The sequence below is a fragment of the Microbacterium oryzae genome (assembly GCF_030406385.1).
Taxonomy (GTDB): Bacteria; Actinomycetota; Actinomycetes; order Actinomycetales; family Microbacteriaceae; genus Microbacterium; species Microbacterium oryzae_A.
This window is the reverse complement of the sequence record NZ_JAUEPM010000006.1, coordinates 127,994-151,560: the sequence shown is the minus strand read 5'-3', so window position 1 is coordinate 151,560 and position 23,567 is coordinate 127,994. Positions and strand designations below refer to the sequence as shown.

The window sequence follows — 23,567 nt, the reverse complement described above, 5'->3', positions numbered from 1 at the left end:
GGAGGGAGGATGGCCGGCCCCGCGGGACCGGCCATCGACTCACTCCGCCGGGACGGCGACGACGACCTTGGCCGGGCGCAGCTCCACGTCACCCAGTCGGTAGCCGACCTCGACGACCTCGAGGATCGTGCTCTCGGTCGTGCCGGGGACGGGCTGCTGGAAGATCGCCTCGTGACGCTGCGGGTCGAACGCCTCGCCGGCCGCGCCGTACGCGACGATGCCGAGCCGCTCGGCCACCGTGCGGAGCTTCGCCCCGACGGCGGAGAACGGGCTGCCCTCGCCGAGGTCGCCGTGCTTCTCGGCGCGGTCGAGATCGTCGAGCACCGGCAGGAGGCCCTTCACGGCCTCCCCGCGCGCCCGGGCGATCTCGACCTCGCGCTGCTCCTCGGTGCGCCGGCGGTAGTTGGCGTACTCCGCCTGCAGGCGCTTGAGGTCGTGCAGCAGCTGCGTCTCGTAGTCGCTCTTCTCGGCCTCGGCGGCCTCGTCGGTCTGCTCGGCGCCCAGGATGTCGTCGACCGTCAGGCCGTCGCCATCCACGGCCTCAGCCGGCTGCGCCGCGGGGTCGGCGGCGGTGGCCTCCGACCCCTCGGCGTCCGGCTGGACCTCGGCGCCGTCGGGCTGCTCGCCCTGGGGCTCCTCGAAGTCCTTGTCCGTCATCAGCTCTTCTTCTCGTCCTCGTCATCCACGACCTCGGCGTCGATGACGTCCTCATCCGCCGAGCCCTGCTCGCCGGCCGGGGCGTCCTGCGGCGCCTGCTCCTGCGCCGCCTGACCCTGCTGGTAGATCGCCTCGCCGAGCTTGGTCTGGCTCTCGTTCAGCTTGTCGAACGCGGTCTTCACGGCGTCGTCGTCCTCGCCCGCAAGTGCGGTCTTCAGAGCGTCGACGTCGGCCTTGACCGAGTCCTTCACGTCGGCGGGGAGCTTGTCGTCGTTGTCGGCGATCAGCTTCTCGATCGAGTAGGCGAGCGTCTCGGCCTGGTTGCGGACGTCGGCGGCCTCACGGCGCTTCTTGTCCTCGGCCGCGTGCTCCTCGGCGTCGCGGACCATCCGGTCGATGTCGTCCTTCGAGAGCGACGAGCCGCCCGTGATGGTCATCGACTGCTCCTTGCCCGTGCCCTTGTCCTTGGCGGACACGTGCACGATGCCGTTCGCGTCGATGTCGAAGGTGACCTCGACCTGCGGCACGCCGCGGGGAGCCGGCGCGATGCCGGTGAGCTCGAAGGTGCCCAGCGGCTTGTTGTCGCGGGTGAACTCGCGCTCGCCCTGGAAGACCTGGATGGCCACGGACGGCTGGTTGTCGTCTGCGGTCGTGAAGGTCTCGCTGCGCTTGGTCGGGATGGCCGTGTTGCGCTCGATGAGCTTGGTCATCACGCCGCCCTTGGTCTCGATGCCGAGGCTCAGCGGGGTGACGTCGATGAGGAGGACGTCCTTGCGCTCGCCCTTCAGCACGCCGGCCTGGATGGCGGCGCCGACGGCGACGACCTCGTCCGGGTTGACGCCCTTGTTGGGCTCCTGACCGGTCTCGCTCTTGACGAGCTCGCTGACGGCCGGCATGCGGGTCGAGCCGCCGACGAGGACGACGTGCGCGATGTCGGACACCTTGATGCCGGCCTCGCGGATGACGTCCTGGAAGGGCTTCTTGGTCCGCTCGAGGAGGTCCTTCGTGAGCTCCTCGAACTTCGCGCGCGAGATGTTCTCCGACAGCGACACCGGGCCGCTCTCGGTGAGGGACAGGTAGGGCAGGTTCACGCTGGTCGAGGTGGAGCTGGAGAGCTCCTTCTTCGCCTGCTCGGCGGCTTCCTTGAGGCGCTGCAGGGCGATCTTGTCGCCCGAGACGTCGACGCCGGTCGTCGCCTTGAACTGCTTGATGAGGTAGTCGACCACGCGCTGGTCCCAGTCGTCGCCGCCGAGGCGGTTGTCGCCGGCGGTCGCGCGCACCTGGATGGTCGAGAAGTCCTCGTCCTTGCCCACCTCGAGGAGCGAGACGTCGAACGTGCCGCCGCCGAGGTCGAAGACGAGGATGAGCTCGTCCTCCTTGCCCTTGTCCAGGCCGTACGCGAGGGCGGCGGCCGTGGGCTCGTTGATGATGCGCAGCACGTTGAGGCCCGCGATCTCGCCGGCCTCCTTCGTGGCCTGGCGCTCGGCGTCGTTGAAGTACGCGGGAACCGTGATCACCGCGTCGGTGACGGTGTCGCCGAGGTACTGCTCCGCGTCGCGCTTCAGCTTCTGGAGGATGCGCGCCGAGATCTCCTGCGGCGTGTAGTTCTTGCCGTCGACGCCGAAGGACCAGTCGGTTCCCATGTGGCGCTTGACGGACGCGAGCGTGCGGTCGACGTTGGTGACGGCCTGGCGCTTGGCGGTCTCGCCGACGAGCACCTCGCCGTCCTTCGTGAACGCGACGACCGACGGGGTCGTGCGGAAGCCCTCGGCGTTGGCGATGACCTTCGGCTCGCCGCCTTCGAGGACGGAGACGACCGAGTTCGTCGTCCCGAGGTCGATACCCACAGCACGTGCCATGTTGCTTCTCCTTCTGTCGCTGCCTGAAGTCCACGCACGATGTTGAGTCGCGCTGACTCAAGCGTACGAGCCGGAAGCGGAGAAGTCAACGAAGTTGATAGAGATGGGCTCAAGTTCTGGTCAGAACACCGCGCGGTTGAGCTCCCCGGCCAGCCGCAGGAGCGCGTCCGTCAGCGGGGTGCGCCGCTGCTCGCTCCACCCGACGTGCAGGCGCACGGGCTGGAGCGGGTCGGGGCGCTCGCCTTCCCCAAGGCGCCGCAGCGCGACCCCGGGCGGTGCGATGGCGCCGGCGGACTCCGGCACGAGGGCGACGCCCAGGTCCGCGCTCACGAGCGCGAGGAGCGCGGGGACCTGCCCGGCGTACTGCACGATGCGCGGCTGCACGCCAGCCCCGACGAACATCGTGACGAGGAGGTCGTGGAAGTAGCGGGCGACGCCGGGCGAGTACATGAGAAGGGGCTCGTCGTCGAGATCGGCGAGGCGGACGGGATGCTGCCCCTGCGCGAGCCGAGACCCCTCGGGCGCGGCGAGCACGAGGCGCTCCTCGTGCACGACCCGGGTGCGCACTGCACCCCGGTCGAGCACGGGACGCATGAACCCGACGTCGACGGTGCCCCTTTCGATCTCCTCGATCTGGTCGAGGGTCACCATCTCGCGCAGCATCAGCGTGACCCGGGGCATCTCGTGCGAGGCACGGCGCAGCAGCTCGGGGATGACGCTCTGCCCGGCCATCGCGGTGTAGGCGATGGTGAGCGAGCCCGCCTCGCCGGCCGCCACCGCGCGCACGTCGGCCGAGGTCCTGAGGGAGAGGTCGAGGAGTCGCCGGGCGTTCGGCAGCAGAGCGCGCCCGGCCGCCGTGAGCGCCACGCGGCGACTGGTGCGCTCGAAGAGCACGGCGCCGAGCTCGCGTTCGAGCTGCTGGATCTGCCTGCTGAGCGGTGGCTGCGTCATGCGCAGACGCGTGGCCGCCGCACCGAAGTGGAGCTCCTCCGCGACCGCGATGAAGCACTCGATCTGGGCGAGTGTGAACATCTCGAGCGCTCCTGACATCAGCGACCGCACCACCGAGCGGCGGACGCATCGCAATCCTAGGGATACTGGGCTCAGGCGCGAGCGCGCCACCGCGCGTTCACCGAGGAGGCCTAGCGTGACCGACATGCCCGAACCGTCTCCCGTTCCCGTCCCTCCCGCCGCCGCGGACAGCGCCGCGGTGCCGGTGATGGGCCTGACCCTCGCGGAGGAGCGGCCCGCAGCGAAGGGCGTCGTGTTCGCGTGGGCGCTGTGGGACTGGGCCACGCAGCCGTTCAACACGGTCATCCTCACGTTCATCTTCACGGCGCTGTACCTCACGACCGACGCGTTCCTCCCGCCCGAGATCCAGGCGCTCTCGGAGGACGCCCCGGAGAAGGTCGCCGCACTGGCCGACCTCTCCGCGGGCCTCGGCTGGGGGACCACGGTCGCGGGCCTCCTCATCCTCCTGCTCGCGCCGGTGCTGGGTCAGCAGGCCGACGCCGCTGGACGGCAGAAGCTGTGGCTCGGGATCGGCACCGGCTCCCTGATCGTGGCCATGCTGGGACTGTGGTTCGTCGAACCCACCCCATCGCTCTTCTGGATCGGAGTGGCGCTCATCGCGGCCGGCACGGTCTGCGCCGAGATCGCCGCTGTGAACTCCAACGCGATGCTCGTCGGCATCGCGACTCCGAAGACGATCGGCCGGGTGTCGGGTCTCGGGTGGGGATTCGGCTATCTCGGCGGCATCGTCGCACTCGTCATCGTCATCGTGTTCTACGCGAGCGGATGGTTCGGGCTGCCCGACGAGGACGGCCTTCCCTTCCGGATCATCGCGATCGGGTGCGCGCTGTGGGCGGTCGTCTTCGCCATCCCGATCTTCCTGAAGGTTCCCGAGCCGTCCCTCGGTCGTCCCGAGCGCCGCGTGGGATTCCTGCGCTCGTATGCGCTGCTCGTGAGGGACGTCACCGGGCTCTACCGCTCCCCCGCGACCCGGCCGACGTTCTGGTTCCTGCTCTCCAGCGCGGTGTTCCGTGACGGGCTCGCCGGCGTCTTCACCTTCGGCGCGGTCATCGCCGCCAACGTGTTCGGCTTCGAGTTCCTCGAGGTGGTCGTCTTCGGCGTCGCCGCCAACCTCATCGCCGGTGTATCCACGATCATCGCCGGACGCGTGGACGACCGCGTCGGCCCCAAGCGGGTCATCCTCTTCTCGCTCGGCGCGATGACCGTGGCGGGGCTGGCGGTCTTCCTGCTCGTGGACGCCGGCCGCGTCGTGTTCTGGGTCGGCGGCCTCACCCTGTGCGTCTTCGTCGGGCCGGCCCAGGCGGCGTCGCGCTCCTTCCTCGCGCGCGTGACGCCGGCCGGGCGGGAGGGTGAGATCTTCGGTCTCTACGCCACGACGGGGCGCGCGGCCAGCTGGATGTCATCGGCGATGTGGTCGGTCCTCATCGTCGTGGGCGGTGCCACCTCGTTCGGCATCCTGGGCATCGTCGCCGTCCTCCTCGCGGGCTTCCTCCTCCTGCTCCCCGTGCGGGTCGCACCATGACCGCGCCGTTGCGACGACGGATCGTGTTCCTCGACATCGACGGCACGATCCTGCGGCACGACGGCACCATCCCCGCAGCGACGACCACGGCCATCCGCCGCGCGCGCGCCAACGGACATCTGGTCTTCCTCGCGACGGGCCGCACACCGCTGGAGATCGACGAGCAGGTGACAGACATCGGCTTCGACGGTGTCGTCGCGGGCGCCGGAGCGTTCGTCGAGCACGAGGGCGAGTGGATCATCGAACGACTCATGCCTGAAGCGGCATGCCGTCGCCTCCGCGAGCAGTTCGACGTGCTCGGACTCGACTACGTGCTGCAGGGGCGGGAGTATGCGCATGCCACGCCCGGCATGCAGCAGCGCCTGCGCACGCAGCTCGGGCTCCCGGCGGACTACGGCGGGGGCGGCGCCGCCGAGCGCGGCCTCGGGCGATACCTGGGACCGATCACGCCGCTGCGCCACGACCTCACCGCGAAGGCCGTGTTCTCGGGCGAGGACCTCGACGCGTACGACGAGGTCGTGCGCGCGGTGGGGGCAGAGTTCACCGTCATCACCGGGACGATCCCCGGCATGGGGACCGCGAGCGGAGAGGTGTCGATGCCCGGGGTGACCAAGGGCAGCGCGATCCTCGAGCTGCTCGACCGGATCGGCATGGACCGCGCGGACGCGATCGCGATCGGCGACAACAACAACGACCTGGAGATGCTGGAGGCCGTGGGACTCGGCATCGCGATGGGCAACGGGACCGTGCAGGCCAAGCAGGCGGCGGACGAGGTCACCGAGTCCATCGACGAGGACGGTCTCGCCCGCGCCTTCGCCCGCCACCGGCTGCTCTAGAGTCGCGCCGAGACCGCCCGATCTCCTGCGCTGTGCACCGGCTTCAGGGTGCGGGGCGGCGGCGCGGGTCGGGCCAGGCATCGGCCAGCCGTCCGAGGAGGTCGGCGAGCTGCGTGCGCTCCTCGGCGGTGAATCCGGCGAGCGCCTGGTCCACCGCCTCGGCGCGCGCATCGTGCGAGCGGGCGGCGAGCGCGCGGCCCTCCTCGGTCACGGCGATGAGCGTGCGTCGGGCATCGGCGGGGTCGGCCTCGCGGCGCGCGTGCGCGCTCTCCACGACCGCCTGCACGAGCCGGCTTGCGCGCGGCTGGTCCACGCCGAGGCGCTCGGCGATCGCGCCGACCGAAAGCGGACCCTCGGCGGCCGCGAGCAGCTCGAGCAGGCGCAACCGGGCCATCGAGCGCCCGAAGGGGCCGCGCCCGCCGTGGGCGTGCTCGCCGTGATGCTGGCCGTGACCGTGCGCTCCGCGCTCCGCGTGCGCGCCACGCGGATGGTGCGGACGGCCCTGCTCCCCGGGCGCCGTCGGCTCCGCAGGCGAGTCGCCCGCAGGGACCGGCCCCGGTCGCCCCAGGCGCAGTCGGGAGAGGGCCGTCGCGATGCGCGCGGTGGGATCCGCCGTCTCTGCCATGCCTCAAAAATACATGACACTTGACATGCACGCACTCCCATGTCATTCTGCATATACATGACAGATGACATTCAAATGCGGCCCACTCTCGGATCGCCAGGAAAGAGGACCCCATGACCACCACCGACGACTCCATGCCCCCGCTCCGCTTCTGGTTGCAGGCCGCCGCCGGCCGCTACGCCGAAGAGAGCGACGCCGCGCTGCGAAGCGAAGCCCTCGACCGCCGCGAGTGGCGCCTGCTGAAGGGCCTCGCGCGCCCCGATTCCGCCGCCGTCCAGGAACGGCTCTCCCGCCACCCTCACCGTCTCGAGCGGCTGACCCGTCGCGGATGGGTCGCCAGCGCCGACGACGGATGGCACCTCACCGACGACGGACGCTCGGGGCTCGAGCGCATCCGCACCCGCTTCACCGCCCTCCGCGAGCGCGTCAGCGCGGCTGCCTCCTCCGATGACCTCGCCGTCACGGCAGCCTCACTCGAGGCCATCGCACGCGAACTCGGCTGGGAGGAGGGCCAGCGCCACCACCGCGGCCGCCACCGCGAGGGCCACCGTCCGCGCGGTCAGCATCACCCGCATGAGCACGGCCGTCCGCACCCGCACGGGCACGGCCGTCCGCACGAGCACCGCCGCGAGCACCACTGCGCGCCCCACGGCGGTCGTACCCTCGAGGGATGAGCTTCGCCGAGACCTGTCCCTGCGGCACCGGGCGGCCCTACCCGGCGTGCTGCGGCGCGCTGCACGCCGGGGCCCGCATCGCGGAGACACCCGAGGAGCTCATGCGCTCCCGGTACAGCGCCTTCGCGAAGGGCGACGGCGCCTACGTCGCCCTCACCTGGCACCCCCGCACGCGTCCCGCGGATCTCGCACTCGACGCCGACACCAGGTGGACGGGGCTCCAGATCGTCGAGGCCGCGGGTGCCGAGGTGTCGTTCGTCGCCCACTTCACCGGGCCGGATGGCCCAGGCCGGCTCGCCGAGACGTCTCGCTTCGCGCGCCGCGGCGGCCGCTGGTTCTACGTCGACGGCGACGTGTCGTAGCGGTCACCCGGTTTCGCCGTAGCGCGCCGCCGCCGCGGCGACCTGCCGCTGGTAGTCGTCGGTGTCGTTGTACGAGCGGATGGCCTCGATCCAGCTCGCCGCGCCGGTGAGGGTCGCGTGCTGCCGGCAGAGGTAGCGAGCGGCGGTGAGCGCCGCGTCGTCGACGTCGTGCGGATCCACCGCGCCGTCGCCATCGCCATCCACGCCCCAGGTCATCCAGGTCTCGGGGATGAACTGCAGCGGCCCCACCGCCCGGTCGCCCTCGGTGTCGCCGTCGAGCGCGCCACCGTCGGTGTCGGCGATGTCCATGGTCTGGTTCGTGCCGTCGAGCGCGATGCCGATGATCTCCGGGCGGGCTACGCCGTCGTCTTCGACGGCGCCGCCCTGCAGGGTGCCGTGCCGGCTCTCGACGTAGCCGATCCCGGCCAGGGTGTTCCAGCCGACCGTGCAGCCGTAGGTGGAGCGGGCGTCGAGGTCGGCGCGGGCGTACGCGACGAGCGCGCGCTCGGGGATTTCGGTCTCGGCGGAGACGCGCTCGAGCCAGTCCGCATCGACAGCCGAGCCGTCCGCGGCCGGTGCCGCGGGAGCCGGGGATGCGGACAGCGGAGCGTCGGCCGCACTCGGTCGCGTTGCCATCGCGATCAGTCCGGCGATGACGGCGATGACCGCCACGGCGCACACCGCCGCGACCACCCCGCGCGCTCGCGCCCGCGCGCGTCTTCTCGTCACCATCTCAGTGTGCCGCACTCGTCCGACAGCCCGCCCCGGCCATCCGGGTCGTCGACCGTCTCTACGATGGCGACATGGGCTGGCAGACGAGAAGCACGCGCGTGACGTACGAGAACCCGTGGATCCGCGTGCGGGAGGACGAGGTGGTGCGGCCCGACGGCGGGCACGGCATCTACGGCGTCGTGGAGCTGCGGCACCCGGCGGTCTTCGTCGTCGCCCTGGACGAGGACGAGCGCGTGCTGCTCGTCGAGGTCGACCGGTACACGGTCGGCGCCTCGTGGGAGGTCGTCGCGGGCGGCAGCGACGGCGAGCCCGCCGAGGTCGCCGCGCGCCGGGAACTGCTCGAGGAGACCGGCCTGGAAGCCGACGAGTGGATCGCGGTGGGGCGGATGGATGCCCTCAACGGGATCTGCGTCGCGCCGGAGACGGTGTTCCTCGCGCGTGGGCTGAGGCACGTGGCGGATGCTGACGCGCACCGCGCCGAGGAGGGCATCACACGCTCGCGCTGGGTGGCCATCCGCGACGCCCTCCGCATGACGGCGACCGGCAAGCTGACGGACGGCGAGTCCATCGCGGCCCTCGCGATGGCGGCGGTGCACCTGGGCAAGCTCTGACGCCGGTCAGGCCCCGGCGGAGCCCGCCCTGCTCACCGAGACGTCCGTGCGGTGGAAGCCCTGGGACGAGCGGGACGCGGTCGGTCCGCGCTGACCCTGGTAGCGGTTGCCGTAGGGGCCGGAGCCGTACGCGTTCTCGGCGGCCGAGCTGAGCTGGAAGAAGCACAGCTGGCCGATCTTCATCCCCGGCCACAGCTTGATGGGCAGCGTGGCGACGTTCGAGAGCTCGAGCGTGACGTGCCCGGAGAACCCGGGGTCGATGAAGCCCGCTGTGGAGTGCGTGAGGAGTCCGAGACGCCCGAGGGACGACTTGCCTTCGAGGCGCGCAGCGACGTCATCCGGAAGCGTCACCCGCTCGAACGTCGATCCGAGCACGAACTCCCCGGGATGGAGGATGAACGCCTCGTCGGGGTCGACCTCGACGAGATGCGTGAGGTCGGGCTGATCCTGCGCGGGGTCGATGAAGGGGTACTTGTGGTTGTCGAAGAGACGGAAGTACCGGTCGAGCCGCACGTCGACGCTCGACGGCTGCACCATCTGCAGATCGAGCGGGTCGAGGCCGATCCGCTCGGCGTCGAGCTGGGCCTTGATGTCGCGATCGGAGAGCAGCACGGTGCCAGCGTAGTCGGCGGCCCGTGCCCTCCTGTTATGCTGGCGTAGTCGCGTGCAACGCGCGATGCGGGGCTGTAGTTCAATGGCAGAACTTCTGCTTCCCAAGCAGATAGCGCGGGTTCGATTCCCGTCAGCCCCTCCGATCAGGTAGTTCCTGCCAAGGAAGCTCCGCGGGCTCGCACATCCGCCGGCCCTTCAGGGGCGAGATGATGAGCGCGTCCGTCTGGCCGGTTCGCGCAAGCCCCTCCCGTTGGCGCCCGCCTCCGCGGTGAACTGGATCATGCGCTCGACTCGACTTGACTCCTTCCGGCGCGGAGACCTCGTCTTCGACGTCTCCGACACCGGCGCGATCGACGGTCCGATCGTCGTCCTCCTGCACGGCTTCCCCGGCTCCCGTCGCACGTGGGACGCCGTCGCGCCCGTGCTCGAGGCCGGCGGCGCGCGCGTCGTCGCCTTCGACCAGCGCGGCTACTCCCCGAAAGCACGACCGCGTCGACGCCATGACTACCGCGTGATCGACGTCGTGGACGACGTCCTCGCCCTGCTCGACGCCCTCGACATCGAGCGGGTCCACCTGGTCGGGCACGACTGGGGCGGCTTCGTCGCGTGGCGGATGGCCGCGGTCGCGCCCGAGCGCCTGACCGGGATGACCGTGCTGTCGACGCCGCACCCGAAGGCCCTCGTCCGCTCGCTGCGCTCCTCGGCCCAGGCGCTGCGGTCGATGTACATCGGCTTCTTCCAGCTGCCCGCGATCCCGGAGGCGGTGCTGCGACGACGACTGGCCCGCCTGCTCGTCGTGATGGGCCTGCCCGCCCCGATCGCGGAGGAGTACCAGCGCTTCCTCGCCGGCCCCGGTGCCCTGCGGTGCGCCCTGCACTGGTACCGCGGCATGTGGCTGCCCGACCGCCGAGCCCGCCGGCGCCCTCCGGGACCTCGGACGCGAGTACCCACGACGTACATCTGGGGCAACGGAGATCAGGCGCTCGGACGCCGGGCCGCCGAGCTCACGCGGCAGCACGCCGGGCCCCGGTACCGCTTCGTCGAGCTCGACGAGAACCACTGGCTGCCCGAGCGCGCGCCCTCCCGAGTGGCGTCCGAGGTGCTCGCGGACCTCGATCCCGGCGGCGCCTCCGCTGCCGAGGGGCGTGCGGCGGCGGAGCCGGGCGATGCCTGACGCTCACCGCCCCTCCTCGTTGCGCAGGTGGTGGGCAGCCGTCGCGGAGTCCCTGGACTCGCGACTGTGGCCCGTGCCCGTCACGGCTGTCGTCGCGGCCGTGGCGCTCGGGATCGTCCTCCCTCGCATCGACATCCTCATCGACTCCCGGCTCCCGACCGAGGTGGACTCCGCGGTCTTCAACGGCGGCGCGGACACCGCGCGCTCCGTCCTGTCATCGATCGCCGGGTCGCTGATCACCGCCACGTCGCTGACCTTCTCGCTGACGGTGGTGGCGCTCCAGCTGGCCAGCAGCCAGGCGTCCCCACGGGTGCTGCGCCTCTTCGCACGAGACCGCCAGGTGCACTGGACCCTCGCGGCCTTCCTCGGCACGTTCGCGTACTCCATCGCCGTCCTCCGTGCAGTGCGCTCCGCCACCGAGTCGGACCCGGAGCTCGTGCCCCGCGTCGCCGTCACCGTCGCCTTCGTGCTGACGCTCGTCAGCGTGGTCATGCTCGTCTTCTTCCTGGCTCATCTCGCCGCCCAGCTGCGGGTGGAGACGATGCTGAAGGACATCCACGCGGATACCGACCGCACGATCGACCTCGTCGGCGCGCGCGACTCCAGCGCGGCCGCGTTCCCGGGTCCGGTCGAGGTGCCGGGCCGCAGGCGAGCGGTGGCGGCGGACACGAGCGGCTTCATCACCGGCCGCGACCTCGCCCTCCTCGCCGATGTCGCCGTCGATCGGGGCCTCGTCGTGGCAGAGGCGAAGGCCGTCGGCGACAACGTCGTCGCCGGGATGCCGCTCGCGTTCTGGTGGAGCGACGGTCGAGACGATGCGGAAGCGGACGCCGAGGCGACCGCGCAAGCGCTCCGGCGCGCTTTCACCATCGGATACGAGCGGAACGCCGTCGAAGACGTCGGATACGGGGTCCAGCAGATCGTCGACATCGCCCTGCGCGCGCTCTCGCCCGGGGTCAACGACCCCGTCACCGCAGTCCATGCTCTCGGGCACCTGACGGCGGTGACGGCGCGGCGCATCGAGATGGCGCGCCCTCCCGCGGGGGTCAGCGGGCCGGACGGAAGCCTCCGCGTCGTCACGCTGCCGCGCACGGTGAAGCAGGATATCGACGCCGCCCTGACACCGCTGCGGCACTACGGCGCCGGCGACCCGTCACTCGTGGCTCGATTCCTGCAGTCGTGCCTCGAGTTGTCCTGCCTCTGCGACGACCCGTCGGCACGCTCCGCGCTCCTGGGCCAGCTCACCGCGCTCGAGGGCCAGCTGCGGGCGAGCACCGCCGACCCCGTCCAGGCGGCCGACCTGCTGGCGCTGACGGCCGAGACCCGTCGGCAGATGCGGGAAGAGGCCGGCACCCTCGATCGAGGAGACCCACGCTCTCACTGATCCGCGGTCACGCGTCCCGACGCAGTGCCAGCACGGTGAGGTCGTCGTCGATGTCCCCGGTCTCGGCCATCCGCACGACCGCCGCGACCGCCTCCACGGCCGACCGCGCGCCGGCGGCGGCTCGCCACGCTTCGGCGAGGTCGGCAAGTGAGCCGCCGAGGGCGTCGAGCACGCCGTCACTGACCACCACGAGCGTCTCCCCTGCCCCGAGCCGGTCGGTCTCGATCTCGCGGGGTTCGTCAGGCGCGATCCCGAGCGGCAGCCCGTTCGCCCTCAGCCGCCGCACCGAGCCGTCCGGCCCGACGACAGCGGCGAGACCGTGCCCCGCGTCGGAGTAGGTGACGGTGCCGGACGGTCCGTGCACGTGCGCATGGAACAGGGTGATGAACGCCCCCGTGTTCTCGAGGTCTCCGGCCATGTTGCGCTCGGTCTCGACGAGCGGTCGCACGATCTCGTCGTCTCGTCCGTGCGCGCGCAACAGCGAGCGGGCCGTCGCGGCGAGGATCGCCGCTCCGGCGCCCTTGCCCATGACGTCGGCGAGCGTCAGCACCACACCGTGATCGAGGCCGTACCAGTCGTAGAAGTCGCCGCCCACCGACCCGGCCGGCACGACTCGCGCCGCGAGGTCGTAACCGGACAGGCGGGGCACGTCGGCGGGAAGCAGACCGGCCTGCACCTGCGCTGCGCGCCGCAGCTCGGCGCGCTCCACCGTCACGTCGCGCATAACCGTGACGACGCCGCCGCCTGCCGACGCCGGAAGTCGCGCGGTGGTGAAGGCCACCACGCGCTCGTCGTCCGGACGCGCGCGAACCACCAGCGCGAGGTCCCGCACGTCGCGCCCCGCCAGCGACAGCGCGAACGGCAGCTCCCCCGTATCCAGGCCCGTGCCATCCAGGTTGCGGATCCCCTGCAGGTCGGCGTGCTCTCCCGGCCCGGACCTCTCCTCGCCTGCCGGGTCGGATCCCAGCAGCAGCCGGGTGGCCGCCGTGTTCCGCAGCAGAACCCGGCCGTCGCGATCCACCACCCGCACCCCCTCCGCCATGTTGTCGACGATCGTCTCGAGGAGCTTCGCCTGCGCCTCGGCGTCGTCGCGCGCGCGCGTGAGAGCGATGGCCAGATCCGCGCGATCGTCGCGCTCGAAGGCGAGGGCCAGCCCGAGCGCACAGAACAGCACGGCGTACAGCTGGGCGGCCGCGATCTGGGTGGTCGCGTTGCCCGCCTCGAGGAACGGGCCGGCGCCTTGCGCGGTCAGCCCGATCGTGAGGACGGCGACGACGCAGCCGTGCAGGGCGACGAGCTCGGCCGGCAGACGACTGCCGCCCCAGCAGGCGAGGGTGAGCAGCGGGAAGACGATGGTGAGGTGCCCCGGGGAGAGGAACCAGGCGAGGTGCAGGAGCGGGGACACCACGAGCAGCACGATCCACTCGACCGGCCGCGACCGCACCCGCGCGCCGAGCTGACCAAGAAGAGCACGGCGATCGGCCGTGCGCCGCCGCTGCAGGTGCTCCGCGGTGGCGAACACCAGCGGCACGAGGACCACGATGCTGCCCAGGTTGCGCGCGAGCCACAGCAGGCTGACGTCCCATCGCCATCCGGACCCGGCGAGCAGCGACTCGGCTTCGATCAGCGGCACCGACAGCACGGAGCCGGCGAGCGCCGCGAAGAAGAACCACCACAGCTCGGCGCGGTCCATCACCCGCGCCCCCGAGTGCGAGCGGAGGCCCGGACGCCGCCTCCTGAGGAGCACAGCGGGAATCACGGCCTGCACGACGGCAGCGGCGGCGCCGAAGAGACTGCCGAGCCACGACCCGCCGGTCGACACGACGATCGCGCAGGTGATGACCGCCAGCAGGGCGATGTCGGCGACGACGCTGCGGCCGCCGAGTCGCGCGACCATCCAGAGCACCGACACGGCGGCCGCGGGCCAGATCAAGCCGAGGTTGCTCTCGGGGAGGACGGTAGCGCGCCCCACGGCCACCGCGAACGCGTAGGCGACGGCCGCGCCGAGCACGGTCGCGAACACCCTCGTGCGCCGGGCCAGGGTCGACGCATCTGTCATGGCGCCGCCCCCGTTCGTCGATGCCCCTCGCTCCTGCCGCGCGGGCCCAGACACGAGCCTAGGAGAACCGCCGGGCTGCGAAGGCCTGAGCCCGGGAAGGCGTGCTGTCAAGCACCGTCGTCGCGGGCCCGGAAGCGGCTACGTTGTGCGAGCGGCATGTGCCGAGTCCTCGGCGCGACGGGCGTCCGGCCCAGGCCGGCCGCGCCCGGCGCCGGCCGCCTTCAGGAAGGGCCTCATGTCGCTGGATCCCGTCGGGCTGCTCTATCTCGCGGCCAGCATCGCCACGCTGGTCGCCGCGCTCCTGCCGCGCCTGCTGGGTCGCGTGCCGGTGTCGATGCCGATCGTGTTCGTGGCGGCCGGCATGGGCGCGTTCGCACTCTTCCCCGATCTGCCGGACCCGAACCCGCTGCAGCACCCCGATCTCGCCCTGCATCTCACCGAGCTCTGCGTGATCGTCTCGCTGATGGGTGCGGGGCTCGCGATCAACCGCCGCTTCAGCTGGCGCACCTGGTCGACGACCTGGCGGCTGCTGGGGATCACCATGCCGCTGTCGATCGCGGCCGTCGCCTTTCTCGGATGGTGGGGGCTGGGCCTGGGAGCAGCCAGCGCCGTCCTCCTGGCGGCGGCGCTCGCGCCCACCGACCCGGTGCTGGCGAGCGAGGTTCAGGTCAGCGAGCCGCTCACCGAAGACGAGGGCGGTGACGACGACGAGGCGCGGTTCGCCGTGACGTCGGAGGCGGGGCTCAACGACGGGCTGGCCTTCCCGTTCACGTACGCGGCGATCGCCATCAGCCTGGCCGGGATCGCGCCATCCGGCTGGCTCGGGGAATGGCTTCTGCTCGACGTGCTCTGGCGTCTCGGCGTCGGCGTGCTCGTCGGGCTGGGGGCCGGATGGCTGCTGCGACGGATGTTCTTCTCCTCCGTCTCGCAGCGCCTGGGATTCGCCGACCGCGCCGACGGCTTCATCGCGCTCGGCGCGACCTTCCTCGCCTACGGCGCGGCGGAGGTCGCGGAGGGCTATGGGTTCGTCGCCGTCTTCGTGTGCGCCTGCACCATCCGGGCCGGCGAGCGCGCGCACGGACTGCACTCCGTGCTTCACACCTTCGTGGAGCAGGTCGAGCGGCTGCTCACGGTCGTCGTGCTCATCCTCCTCGGCGGCGCCGTGGCACGCGGTCTGCTCGAGACCGTCGTGATCGAGGACGTGCTGTTCGCGGCCGCGCTGATCCTGCTCATCCGGCCACTGCTGGGCTGGCTGGGGATGACGCCCGGGAAGACCGGGCCGCGCGAGCGCGGCGTGATCGCCTTCTTCGGCGTGCGGGGCGTCGGCTCGCTCTTCTACATCGCGTACGCCCTCGAGCACGGCGACTTCCCGGGGGCGGAGCGGCTGTGGGCTGTCGTCTCGCTCGTCGTGCTCGGCTCTGTGCTCATCCACGGTGTGGCGGCCACGCCCACGATGGCGCTGCTGGATCGCGCACGGCGCCGCCGGGCCCAGCAGCGCGGCGAGCAGACCGGAGAGGTGGACATCCCGGTCTGAGTGGCGGCACCCTTCGGCCCGGGTGCTGTCGAGGCCTTCGGCCCGGGTGCTGTCAAGGCCTTCGGCCGGGTCGCGGGCCCTGGTCGGATGGACGCATGCCTTCTCTCGCCTCTGCCGCCGGCTCGCTTCTCGCGCAGTTCTTCGTGGCGCTGACCCGCGTCCGGCACCCGCGCCCCATCCATCCGCACGGCGTCGCTCTCGTCGGAGAGATGCGCTGGCTCGGCGCGAGCGCATCTGGCATCTCGTGGATCGACGAGCCGCCCGCCGGCCCGGTGGCCGTGCACGCACGTCTCTCGCGCTCGATCGGGGTGCCGGCGCCGTTGCCCGACATCATCGGCCTCGCGCTGCGAGCCGAGGGGTCAGCGGGGCCGGTCGATCTCACCTTCGCGTCCACCGGCAGGGCGCGGTTCTCCCGCTTCGCTCTCCTCCCGCGCCGCTCGCCCTCCGCCGCGTGGTCGAGCACGATCCTCCCGTATCGCGGCAGCCACGGACCGGTCCTGCTCGCGGTGCGCCCGCTCGGTCCCGACGATCTGCCGTCGGACCCCCACGGCGTCGCCCGGAGGCTGCGGACGACGCCGTGGCGCCTGCGGGTCTACGCGGCGCGACCGAGCGGGCGGTGGCATCCGTTCGCCGACCTCACGCTGCACGCCGAGGAGGGCTCGCTCGACACCGGCCGACGCATGGACGTCGGGCGCCACACGCCGCCCGGCGCGACCATCGCGCCGTGGATCTCCGCCCTCCGGGACCCGTCCTACCGCTCTGTGCAGCGACACTCGGGCGCCCGGGGCTGACGTCAGCGGGCTCCGCCCGCGCGGGCGGCGGCGACGGCCGCCCGCACCCCGCCCGTCCACGGTTCGCCGTGGCCGGGCAGCATGACGCCCGCCTCGGTCTCCGCCAGCGCATCGAGCGACGACAGCGCGGTGCGGCTGTCGGCGGTCGCGGCGTTCGCGACGACGTGCGGTCCGGTCTCGCCCGTGTACGGGTCGAGCGTCACGATCGCGTCGCCCGAGAACAGCACGCCGAGCTCGTCGAAGAGCAGCCCGCAGTGACCGTCGGTGTGGCCGGGCGTCCAGAGGGGCACGGGAGCGCCCGGCGCGTCCAGCGGCTTCCCATGCACGAACGACCCGTCGGCATCCACGCCCTTCACGTTCAATGCGCCGTTGCGCACCATGTTCGCGAGCACGGGCAGCGCCTGCGGGTAGCGCACGAGATACGGGGGCCGAGCGGCCTCGTGACGGTACCGATACGGATGGCGGGCGAGGCGGCCATCCCGCGGGTGGACCTTCACCGGCACCCGGTGCTGATCGTGCAGCCGGCGGGCCATGCCGACGTGGTCGAAGTGCGCGTGCGTGAGGAGGAGCGCGTCGATATCGCCGACCCGCGCGCCGAGGTGCCGCAACAGCTCCTGGAGCGGCCCCCATGTGCGCGGCAGCCCCGCGTCGACGAGGGTCATCCCCTCGGGACGGACGACGAGATAGCAGTTGACCTCCGCCACGTTCAGACGGAAGACGCCGTGGGCCGGCTCGCTCCACGGGGGTGTGCTCGTGCTCATGACAGCACCCTGCGGCACCGGTCGCGCGGCTCACAGAGGCTTGCCGCCGCGCGCTCCCGGTGTTAGGAGGCATGGTGCCACGCGTCTGGCGATATCGGAACCCCCTGCCCTTCCGGAGGACGAAGCCCTTTCATATGCAGGAGACGCCATCCTCAGGAGGAGCGAATGCCGAGACCAGAATCGAGCGCGATGTGAAGCGCACCCTCGACTCCGACACGGTGGTCGTGATCCTCGGCGCCTCGAGCGGCATCGGGCGCGCGGCCGCGCGACGGTTCGCGAAGCGCGGCACGCGACTCGTGCTGTGCGCGCGCTCGACGGAGAGCCTCGCCGCGGTCGCCGCGGAGTGCCGGAAGCGCGGCGCGAACGACGTCCTCCCCATCACGCTCGACATCACGGAGCCGGCGGCGGTCACCGAGATGCTCGCGGCGGTCGACGCCCGCTACGGGCGGATCGACGTGTGGGTGGGTTCGAGTTCGGTCTACAGCTTCGGGCCGTACGAGACCCTGCCGCCCGAGGTGGTCCGACGGGTGATCGAGGTCAACCTCATCGGCCAGATGCAGGCGGCTCAGGCGGCCATCCCGCTGCTCGAACGAGGCAGGGGCGTGCTGATCCTCATCGGCTCGGTGCTGTCGGAGCTCGCCGCGCCCTACATCGCCCCGTACGTCGCCAGCAAGCACGGCATCGCGGGCTTCGCCAAGGTCCTGCGGCTCGAGCTGCGTGGTCGGGTCGACGTCTCGCTGATCCTCCCCGCGACCATCGACACTCCGATCTACCAGCACGCGGCGAGCAGCACCGGCCGGCGGCAGCGTGCGCTGCCGCCCGCCGTCTCGCCCTGGCGGGTGGCGCGGGCGATCGTGAAGACCGCGCGGCGTCCGCGCCGGCGGATGGTCGTGGGCCGCGCACAGGGAGCGGCGCTGTATCTCCGTCCCTTCAGCCCCGCACTCGTCGACGGATTCATGTCGGCGTATATGCGCGTCGTCGGCGTGCGCACCCGCTCGGCGGCCCCCACCGACGGCAACCTCTTCCGGCCCGAGCCCGGTGTCAACGCGGTCGACGGCGGGTGGCGCTGGTGGCGGACGTGGGAGACGAAGCAGAAGGAGCGCTCTCGTCAACCCCGTTAAGGGGCGCGGCGAGCAGTGCATACGGTCGACAGACGACATACCGAGAGAACGCATTCGACGAGATTCCGAGGCAGATCATGGCGACAGTGCTGGCAGGAGAGATCGACGTGGCCGCCCCTCCGAGGCGGGTGTACGAGTGCTGGATCGACGTGGCGACGTTCCCGGACTTCCTGGAGATGGTCCAGGAGGTCCGCGTCGTGGACGAGGTGCGGTCGTTCTGGCGGGTGCGGATCGGGCGCAGCGTGCAGGACTTCTACGCCGACATCGTGGACGCCGAGCCGGCCCGGCGCGTCGGGTGGCAGAGCACCGACGGCGTCCTCCACTCCGGCCACGTCGAGATCGAGGAGCAGGGCGACAGCACGCACATATCGCTCCGGATGATCTGGGATCAGCAGGATCCCTTCGCCGGCATCGGCCTCCCGGTCGCCATCGACCAGGACATCGCGCAGCGCGACCTGCAGCGCTTCAAGCGGATGGTCGAGGCGCGCGCACGCAGCGACATCTCGCGCTGAGCCGCGGGCAGCGGGTCTTCTGACCCGCCTCAGTCGGCGGCCGGCACATACATCACGACGTGCAGGTCGACCGCGTCGGATGGCACGAGACGGTGATGATCGAAGGCGAGCAGACCCTCCTTGCGGTGCCGGAACATCCGCCGTCGTGAGGCGAAGCGCGACACCTCCAGCTCCGACCACTGCTCCCGGAAGTCGGGACTGGACGCCAACAGCCTGTCGACGAGCGCGCGATGCCGGGGCGCCCCGAGACGCACGCCCGCCTCCGCGCGGAACTCCGCGAGGAACCGACGGCTGTCGCGCGCCCAGTCCGGCAGCATGTCGCGCAGCTCCGGATCGGTGTAGATGAGCCAGAGGAGATTGCGATCGGCGACGTCGAGCTCGGCGATCCGCGGATACAGCCAGGCGTACGGGGCGTTCCAGCCGGCGATCGCCCAGTCGGTGGCGACGACGAACGCGGGGAAGCCGAGCGCATCGACGAGCCGCTGCAGATGCGCCGGCACGGTGTCTCGATCGGGGGCGGATGGCCGCGTCTCCTGCTCCGCGAGGGCGAGCACGTACTCGGTCTCGTCGGCGGTGAGCCCGAGCACGCGTGAGACCGCGACGAGCACCTGCCGCGAGACGTTGATGTCGCGCCCCTGCTCGAGCCACGTGTACCAGGAGCCGCTCACCCCGGCGAGCGCCGCGACCTCCTCGCGGCTCAGGCCGGTGTCGCTGCGGCGGGCGGAGAGCGGGAGGCCGAGCGCGGTCCGGCTTGCCGACCGCCGCCGCGCCCCGAGGAACTCCCCGAGCTGCTCGCGGCGGGGAGTGCGGGGGCGGATCACTCCCCGATGGTACTCCGGGTACCAGTACCAGCCGTGACTCCCTGCGACGCGTCGAGCGTGCGTGACTGGGAGCATGCCCGCACTCCGCTCCCGCACGATCACCCACGGCCGCAACATGGCCGGCGCCCGCGCACTGCTGCGCGCCGCCGGCGTTCCCGGAGCGGACATCGGGCGGAAGCCGATCATCGCCGTCGCGAACTCGTTCACCGAGTTCGTCCCCGGCCACACGCACCTCGCACCCGTCGGCCGCATCGTCTCCGAAGCCATCACCGCCGCCGGCGGCGTGCCCCGCGAGTTCAACACCATCGCGGTCGACGACGGCATCGCCATGGGCCATGGCGGCATGCTCTACTCGCTGCCCTCGCGCGACCTCATCGCCGACTCGGTGGAGTACATGGTGAACGCGCACTGCGCCGACGCCCTCGTCTGCATCTCGAACTGCGACAAGATCACCCCCGGCATGCTCCTCGCCGCACTGCGGCTCAACATCCCGACGGTCTTCGTCTCCGGCGGCCCGATGGAGTCGGGGCGCGCGACGCTCGTCGACGGCACGGTCCGCACGCTCGACCTCGTCGACGCGATCTCCGAGGCGGTCAACGAGAACGTCTCCGACGCCGACATCCAGCGCATCGAGGAGTCCGCGTGCCCGACGTGCGGCTCGTGCTCCGGCATGTTCACCGCCAACTCGATGAACTGCCTCACCGAGGCCATCGGCCTCTCGCTCCCCGGCAACGGCTCGGTGCTCGCCACCCACACGGCTCGCCGCGCCCTCTACGAGAAGGCGGGCTCGCTCGTCGTCGACATCACGCGCCGCTACTACGACGAAGACGACGCCTCGGTGCTCCCTCTCAACATCGCGACGCCCGCCGCCTTCGGCAACGCCATGGCGCTCGACATCGCGATGGGCGGGTCGACGAACACGATCCTCCACCTCCTCGCCGCTGCGCACGAGGCGGGCGTCGCCTTCGGCCTCGACGAGATCGACGAGGTCTCCCGCCGGGTGCCGTGCCTGGCGAAGGTCGCCCCGAACGTCGCGAACGACCGCACCTACTACATGGAGGACGTGCATCGCGCTGGCGGCATCCCCGCCCTCCTCGGCGAACTGCGCCGCGGCGGGCTGCTCGACGAGGACGTCCACACGGTCCACGCGCAGACGCTCGGCGCCTGGCTCGACGAGTGGGATGTCCGCGGGGGATCCGCGAGCGACGAGGCGCGCGAGCTGTGGCACGCGGCGCCGGGCGGTCGGCGCTCGTCGAGCGCGTTCTCGCAGTCGGAGCGCTGGCTGGAGCTCGACGTCGACGCAGCCGGCGGCTGCATCCGCGACGTCGAGCACGCGTACTCGAAGGACGGCGGCCTGGCGGTGCTGCGCGGCAACATCGCCGTGGACGGCGCGGTCGTGAAGACCGCGGGCGTCGACCCCTCGATCTGGACCTTCACCGGTCCCGCGGTCGTCTGCGAGTCGCAGGACGAGGCCGTGCAGAAGATCCTCGCCAAGGAGGTCGCGGAGGGCGACGTCGTCGTCATCCGCTACGAGGGCCCGAAGGGCGGCCCCGGCATGCAGGAGATGCTCTACCCCACGTCGTTCCTCAAGGGCCGCGGCCTCGGCAAGAAGTGCGCCCTCATCACCGACGGCCGCTTCTCGGGTGGCACCTCGGGTCTGTCCATCGGCCACGTCTCGCCCGAGGCGGCGGCGGGCGGGCTCATCGCGCTCGTGGAGGACGGCGACATCGTCTCGATCGACATCCCCACCCGCGCGATCTCGCTCGACGTCCCGGATGCGGAGCTGGAGCGGCGCCGGGCAGAGCTCGAGGCGAACGGCGGCTACCGCCCGAAGGACCGCGTGCGTCCGGTCTCAGCGGCCCTCCGCGCGTACGCCGCCTTCGCCCAGTCGGCCGACAAGGGCGCGGTGCGGGTCGTTCCGGAGATCTGAGAGAGAGGATGGTCGGGTGCTGCGCCCCGCCCTCATCGCCGACGCCCCGGCCATCCTCGACCTGCGCGATGCGCTGGCCGACTGGCATGCCTCGCGCGGAATCAGCCAGTGGCGCCGCGCTCAGATCCCACTCAGCGAGATCGAGGCGCAGATCGCGGATGGCCAGTGGCACGTCCTCGACGGAGCCGGCGGCATCGACGCGGCCTGCCGGGTGCTCGACGAGGATCCGACCTTCTGGGAGGACTCCGATTCGGCCGACGCGGGGTACATCCACGGCCTGATGGTGGCGCGCTCACGCTCTGGGGAGGGCTTGGGCGCGCGCGTGCTGGACTTCGCCGAGGGCGTGATCGCCGATCGCGGCTGGTCATCGGCACGGCTGGACTGCATGGCGGCGAACCCCGGCCTCCGCTCGTACTACGAGGGCCGGGGCTACGCCCTGCAGGGTATCCGGGCGTTCCCGCCGGACTCGGGTCGCTATCCCGCCGCGCTCTTCGAGAAGAGCCTGCGGCGGGAGCAGCGAACGCGGGGAATCGCGGTCACCGCCCCTTGCGACGGTGATATCCGTCGGTGAGGGGCGGGAAGTGCGGGATCGGCACGGGCCTCTGAGAGGGGTGCCTCCCCGCTGCAGACGATGCACCCTGGGGTGAGTTGCGTCTGTGCGGGTCTGCGTTCGGCAGTGGTTCGATCATGATCCTGCGTCCTCGTCCGTCGTCCGTGGATCGTCTTCGATCACGTGATGTCGCACCTGCCCGGCACGACGGCAGCGGGGGCTGCGCACGTGGTGCGCCGCCCCCGCTGAGGATGCCGTTTACTTGAAGGCGTCCTTGACGTTCTCGCCGGCCTTCTTGAACTTGGCGCCCGCCTGGTCGCCTTCGCCCTCGGCCTCGAGCTTCTCGTTGTCGCTCGCGTTGCCGGCGGCTTCCTTCGCCTTGCCCGCGAGATCCTGACCTGCGTTCTCGATCTTGTCACCGAGTCCCATATGGGCCCCCTCTCGTCGTCCTGCGGTCGAGATCCCATATCACCACGCGCATGGCCTGCAGGGAACGGGGTTGACAGCGTCGCGGTGCGGGGGCAGGAGCCCTACGCGGATGCGCCCGCGATGTGCTCCTCGACGAGGGTCACGCCGCCCAGCACGTTCGCGGAGACGGCGAGTTCCTCCAGCCAGGCACGGTTGAGCTCGGGTGCGACCGGCTCATCGAATTCGAACCGCAGCGGCACCGCGGGGTGGACCCAGATGGTGCTTCGCCCTACCGGCTCGCCCTCGGGGTGGCGCCACGACACAGCGAACCCCTCGTGGCGGCGCAGCTTCGTGACGATCACGACCTTCAGGTGCGCGAGGGTGCGGTCGTCGATGTGAATCGGAGCCGCTTCGGAGCCGTAGTACAGAACACCCACGGATCGACCCTACCCCTCAGGAGGCCAGGGAGCGGTCCTCCGCGACAGCGTCGCCGGCCGCGAGCGCGTGCGCCTCCAGAAGGCTCTTGAAGCGCTCGAGCGCGCGCTGCAGGTGCGCGTCGGCCATCTCGCTGCCGTCGGCCACCCCCTCGATGTCCCACGCCATGCGCAGCGTCACCCGCGTGCCCGTGCCCTCGGACGCGAGCTCCACGCGTCCGTCGTGCACGACGCCGTCGGTGCTCTGCCACACCAGCCGATCCGGCGCGACCTGCTCGACGACATCCACGTAGATGTCGTCGACGAAGCCGCCCACGGAGATCGTCCATCGCGACCGCACGTCGTCGATGCGCCGTACAGCTGTCACCGTGTCGACGAATCGCGGAAATGCCTCGACCTGCGCCCACTGCCGGTAGGCCTCGTCGATCGGCGCGGCGACATGGATCCGCGCCATCAGGGTCCTGGTCATGATCCCTCCCCAGGGTGCATCGGGCGTCGGGTCGCCCTCGGTGTCCAGATCCTAGACCCGGCTCGGGCGGCGGCGCACGTGTTGGGCAGATGGACGA

General features: G+C 71.5%; 25 protein-coding genes and 1 tRNA gene. 14 read left to right on the top strand and 12 right to left on the bottom strand.

Annotated elements, in window-relative coordinates:
- Positions 1-39: 39 nt before the first annotated feature.
- The 3 genes from QWJ90_RS10660 to QWJ90_RS10650 all read right to left on the bottom strand — a co-directional run bounded on the left by QWJ90_RS10660 (position 40) and on the right by QWJ90_RS10650 (position 3,548).
- Entirely contained in the window at positions 40-657 is a 618-nt protein-coding gene (locus QWJ90_RS10660) for a nucleotide exchange factor GrpE (RefSeq protein WP_290107801.1), read from the bottom strand.
- Positions 657-2,516, bottom strand: coding sequence for a molecular chaperone DnaK (gene dnaK / locus QWJ90_RS10655; RefSeq protein WP_290107800.1), 1,860 nt, complete (start codon positions 2,514-2,516; stop codon positions 657-659). Before dnaK ends, QWJ90_RS10660 begins: the two co-directional genes overlap by 1 nt.
- 120 nt (positions 2,517-2,636) lie before the next feature.
- Positions 2,637-3,548: a LysR family transcriptional regulator gene (locus QWJ90_RS10650; RefSeq protein ID WP_290107798.1), complete on the bottom strand. Its 912-nt coding sequence runs from the start codon at positions 3,546-3,548 to the stop codon at positions 2,637-2,639.
- 124 nt (positions 3,549-3,672) lie between these two features.
- On the opposite strand from QWJ90_RS10650, the gene QWJ90_RS10645 reads away from it, so the two are divergent.
- On the top strand, positions 3,673-5,070 hold the full coding sequence (locus tag QWJ90_RS10645; protein WP_290107797.1) for an MFS transporter: 1,398 nt from the start codon (positions 3,673-3,675) through the stop codon (positions 5,068-5,070).
- On the top strand, positions 5,067-5,906 hold the full coding sequence (locus tag QWJ90_RS10640) for an HAD family hydrolase (RefSeq protein ID WP_290107795.1): 840 nt from the start codon (positions 5,067-5,069) through the stop codon (positions 5,904-5,906). The genes QWJ90_RS10645 and QWJ90_RS10640 overlap by 4 nt, the downstream gene beginning before the upstream one ends.
- Before the next feature lie 43 nt (positions 5,907-5,949).
- Here QWJ90_RS10640 and QWJ90_RS10635 read toward each other — a convergent pair whose 3' ends face one another.
- Positions 5,950-6,531: a MarR family winged helix-turn-helix transcriptional regulator gene (locus QWJ90_RS10635; protein ID WP_290107794.1), complete on the bottom strand. Its 582-nt coding sequence runs from the start codon at positions 6,529-6,531 to the stop codon at positions 5,950-5,952.
- Positions 6,532-6,644: 113 nt separating this feature from the next.
- On the opposite strand from QWJ90_RS10635, the gene QWJ90_RS10630 reads away from it, so the two are divergent.
- Entirely contained in the window at positions 6,645-7,205 is a 561-nt protein-coding gene (locus QWJ90_RS10630; protein ID WP_290107793.1) for a hypothetical protein, read from the top strand.
- On the top strand, positions 7,202-7,567 hold the full coding sequence (locus QWJ90_RS10625) for a YchJ family protein (RefSeq protein ID WP_290107791.1): 366 nt from the start codon (positions 7,202-7,204) through the stop codon (positions 7,565-7,567). The genes QWJ90_RS10630 and QWJ90_RS10625 overlap by 4 nt, the downstream gene beginning before the upstream one ends.
- Before the next feature lie 3 nt (positions 7,568-7,570).
- On the opposite strand, the gene QWJ90_RS10620 is transcribed toward QWJ90_RS10625, so the two are convergent.
- On the bottom strand, positions 7,571-8,296 hold the full coding sequence (locus tag QWJ90_RS10620; protein ID WP_290107790.1) for a lytic murein transglycosylase: 726 nt from the start codon (positions 8,294-8,296) through the stop codon (positions 7,571-7,573).
- Between the two features lie 74 nt (positions 8,297-8,370).
- Between QWJ90_RS10620 and QWJ90_RS10615 the strand changes: the two genes are divergently transcribed.
- Positions 8,371-8,910, top strand: coding sequence for an NUDIX domain-containing protein (locus tag QWJ90_RS10615; protein ID WP_290107788.1), 540 nt, complete (start codon positions 8,371-8,373; stop codon positions 8,908-8,910).
- Between the two features lie 6 nt (positions 8,911-8,916).
- On the opposite strand, the gene dcd is transcribed toward QWJ90_RS10615, so the two are convergent.
- Positions 8,917-9,522 (bottom strand): dCTP deaminase, encoded by a 606-nt coding sequence (dcd, locus tag QWJ90_RS10610; protein WP_290107787.1) that lies wholly within the window; start codon positions 9,520-9,522, stop codon positions 8,917-8,919.
- A gap of 68 nt (positions 9,523-9,590) precedes the next feature.
- Between dcd and QWJ90_RS10605 the strand changes: the two genes are divergently transcribed.
- From QWJ90_RS10605 to QWJ90_RS10595, 3 genes are all read left to right on the top strand, one after another.
- Positions 9,591-9,661 (top strand) — tRNA-Gly (locus QWJ90_RS10605).
- Positions 9,662-9,802: 141 nt separating this feature from the next.
- Positions 9,803-10,696 carry an alpha/beta hydrolase gene (locus QWJ90_RS10600; RefSeq protein WP_290107786.1) on the top strand — a complete coding sequence of 298 codons (894 nt, stop codon included), beginning with the start codon at positions 9,803-9,805 and terminating at the stop codon, positions 10,694-10,696.
- Positions 10,689-12,080, top strand: coding sequence for a DUF2254 domain-containing protein (locus QWJ90_RS10595; protein ID WP_290107785.1), 1,392 nt, complete (start codon positions 10,689-10,691; stop codon positions 12,078-12,080). Before QWJ90_RS10600 ends, QWJ90_RS10595 begins: the two co-directional genes overlap by 8 nt.
- 7 nt (positions 12,081-12,087) lie before the next feature.
- On the opposite strand, the gene QWJ90_RS10590 is transcribed toward QWJ90_RS10595, so the two are convergent.
- On the bottom strand, positions 12,088-14,139 hold the full coding sequence (locus tag QWJ90_RS10590; RefSeq protein ID WP_290107784.1) for a SpoIIE family protein phosphatase: 2,052 nt from the start codon (positions 14,137-14,139) through the stop codon (positions 12,088-12,090).
- A gap of 235 nt (positions 14,140-14,374) precedes the next feature.
- On the opposite strand from QWJ90_RS10590, the gene QWJ90_RS10585 reads away from it, so the two are divergent.
- Together QWJ90_RS10585 and QWJ90_RS10580 are read left to right on the top strand one after the other, a co-directional pair.
- The gene (locus tag QWJ90_RS10585) at positions 14,375-15,673 is read left to right on the top strand and encodes a cation:proton antiporter (protein WP_290107783.1); all 1,299 of its coding nucleotides are present in this window, start codon (positions 14,375-14,377) and stop codon (positions 15,671-15,673) included.
- 95 nt (positions 15,674-15,768) lie between these two features.
- Positions 15,769-16,464: a hypothetical protein gene (locus QWJ90_RS10580; RefSeq protein WP_290107782.1), complete on the top strand. Its 696-nt coding sequence runs from the start codon at positions 15,769-15,771 to the stop codon at positions 16,462-16,464.
- A 2-nt stretch (positions 16,465-16,466) separates the two neighbouring features.
- Here QWJ90_RS10580 and QWJ90_RS10575 read toward each other — a convergent pair whose 3' ends face one another.
- Positions 16,467-17,225, bottom strand: a complete 759-nt coding sequence (locus QWJ90_RS10575) for an MBL fold metallo-hydrolase (RefSeq protein WP_290107781.1) — start codon at positions 17,223-17,225, stop codon at positions 16,467-16,469.
- A 191-nt stretch (positions 17,226-17,416) separates the two neighbouring features.
- On the opposite strand from QWJ90_RS10575, the gene QWJ90_RS10570 reads away from it, so the two are divergent.
- The gene (locus QWJ90_RS10570) at positions 17,417-18,346 is read left to right on the top strand and encodes an SDR family NAD(P)-dependent oxidoreductase (RefSeq protein WP_290107780.1); all 930 of its coding nucleotides are present in this window, start codon (positions 17,417-17,419) and stop codon (positions 18,344-18,346) included.
- A 77-nt stretch (positions 18,347-18,423) separates the two neighbouring features.
- Positions 18,424-18,858 carry an SRPBCC family protein gene (locus QWJ90_RS10565; protein WP_290107779.1) on the top strand — a complete coding sequence of 145 codons (435 nt, stop codon included), beginning with the start codon at positions 18,424-18,426 and terminating at the stop codon, positions 18,856-18,858.
- A gap of 29 nt (positions 18,859-18,887) precedes the next feature.
- Here QWJ90_RS10565 and QWJ90_RS10560 read toward each other — a convergent pair whose 3' ends face one another.
- Positions 18,888-19,679, bottom strand: coding sequence for a helix-turn-helix domain-containing protein (locus QWJ90_RS10560; RefSeq protein WP_290107778.1), 792 nt, complete (start codon positions 19,677-19,679; stop codon positions 18,888-18,890).
- 73 nt (positions 19,680-19,752) lie between these two features.
- Here QWJ90_RS10560 and ilvD point away from each other — a divergent pair, with 73 nt between their 5' ends.
- Together ilvD and QWJ90_RS10550 are read left to right on the top strand one after the other, a co-directional pair.
- The gene (gene ilvD, locus QWJ90_RS10555; RefSeq protein ID WP_290107777.1) at positions 19,753-21,609 is read left to right on the top strand and encodes a dihydroxy-acid dehydratase; all 1,857 of its coding nucleotides are present in this window, start codon (positions 19,753-19,755) and stop codon (positions 21,607-21,609) included.
- A gap of 16 nt (positions 21,610-21,625) precedes the next feature.
- On the top strand, positions 21,626-22,180 hold the full coding sequence (locus QWJ90_RS10550; RefSeq protein WP_290107776.1) for a GNAT family N-acetyltransferase: 555 nt from the start codon (positions 21,626-21,628) through the stop codon (positions 22,178-22,180).
- A gap of 237 nt (positions 22,181-22,417) precedes the next feature.
- Here QWJ90_RS10550 and QWJ90_RS10545 read toward each other — a convergent pair whose 3' ends face one another.
- The 3 genes from QWJ90_RS10545 to QWJ90_RS10535 form a co-directional block, all read right to left on the bottom strand.
- Positions 22,418-22,588 carry a CsbD family protein gene (locus QWJ90_RS10545; protein WP_290107775.1) on the bottom strand — a complete coding sequence of 57 codons (171 nt, stop codon included), beginning with the start codon at positions 22,586-22,588 and terminating at the stop codon, positions 22,418-22,420.
- 101 nt (positions 22,589-22,689) lie between these two features.
- A complete protein-coding gene (locus QWJ90_RS10540) occupies positions 22,690-23,004 on the bottom strand; it encodes a DUF7882 family protein (RefSeq protein WP_290107774.1) in 315 nt (104 codons plus the stop codon).
- Positions 23,005-23,020: 16 nt separating this feature from the next.
- Complete coding sequence (locus QWJ90_RS10535) at positions 23,021-23,470, bottom strand: SRPBCC family protein (RefSeq protein WP_290107772.1); 450 nt, start codon at positions 23,468-23,470, stop codon at positions 23,021-23,023.
- Between the last annotated feature and the right edge of the window lie 97 nt (positions 23,471-23,567).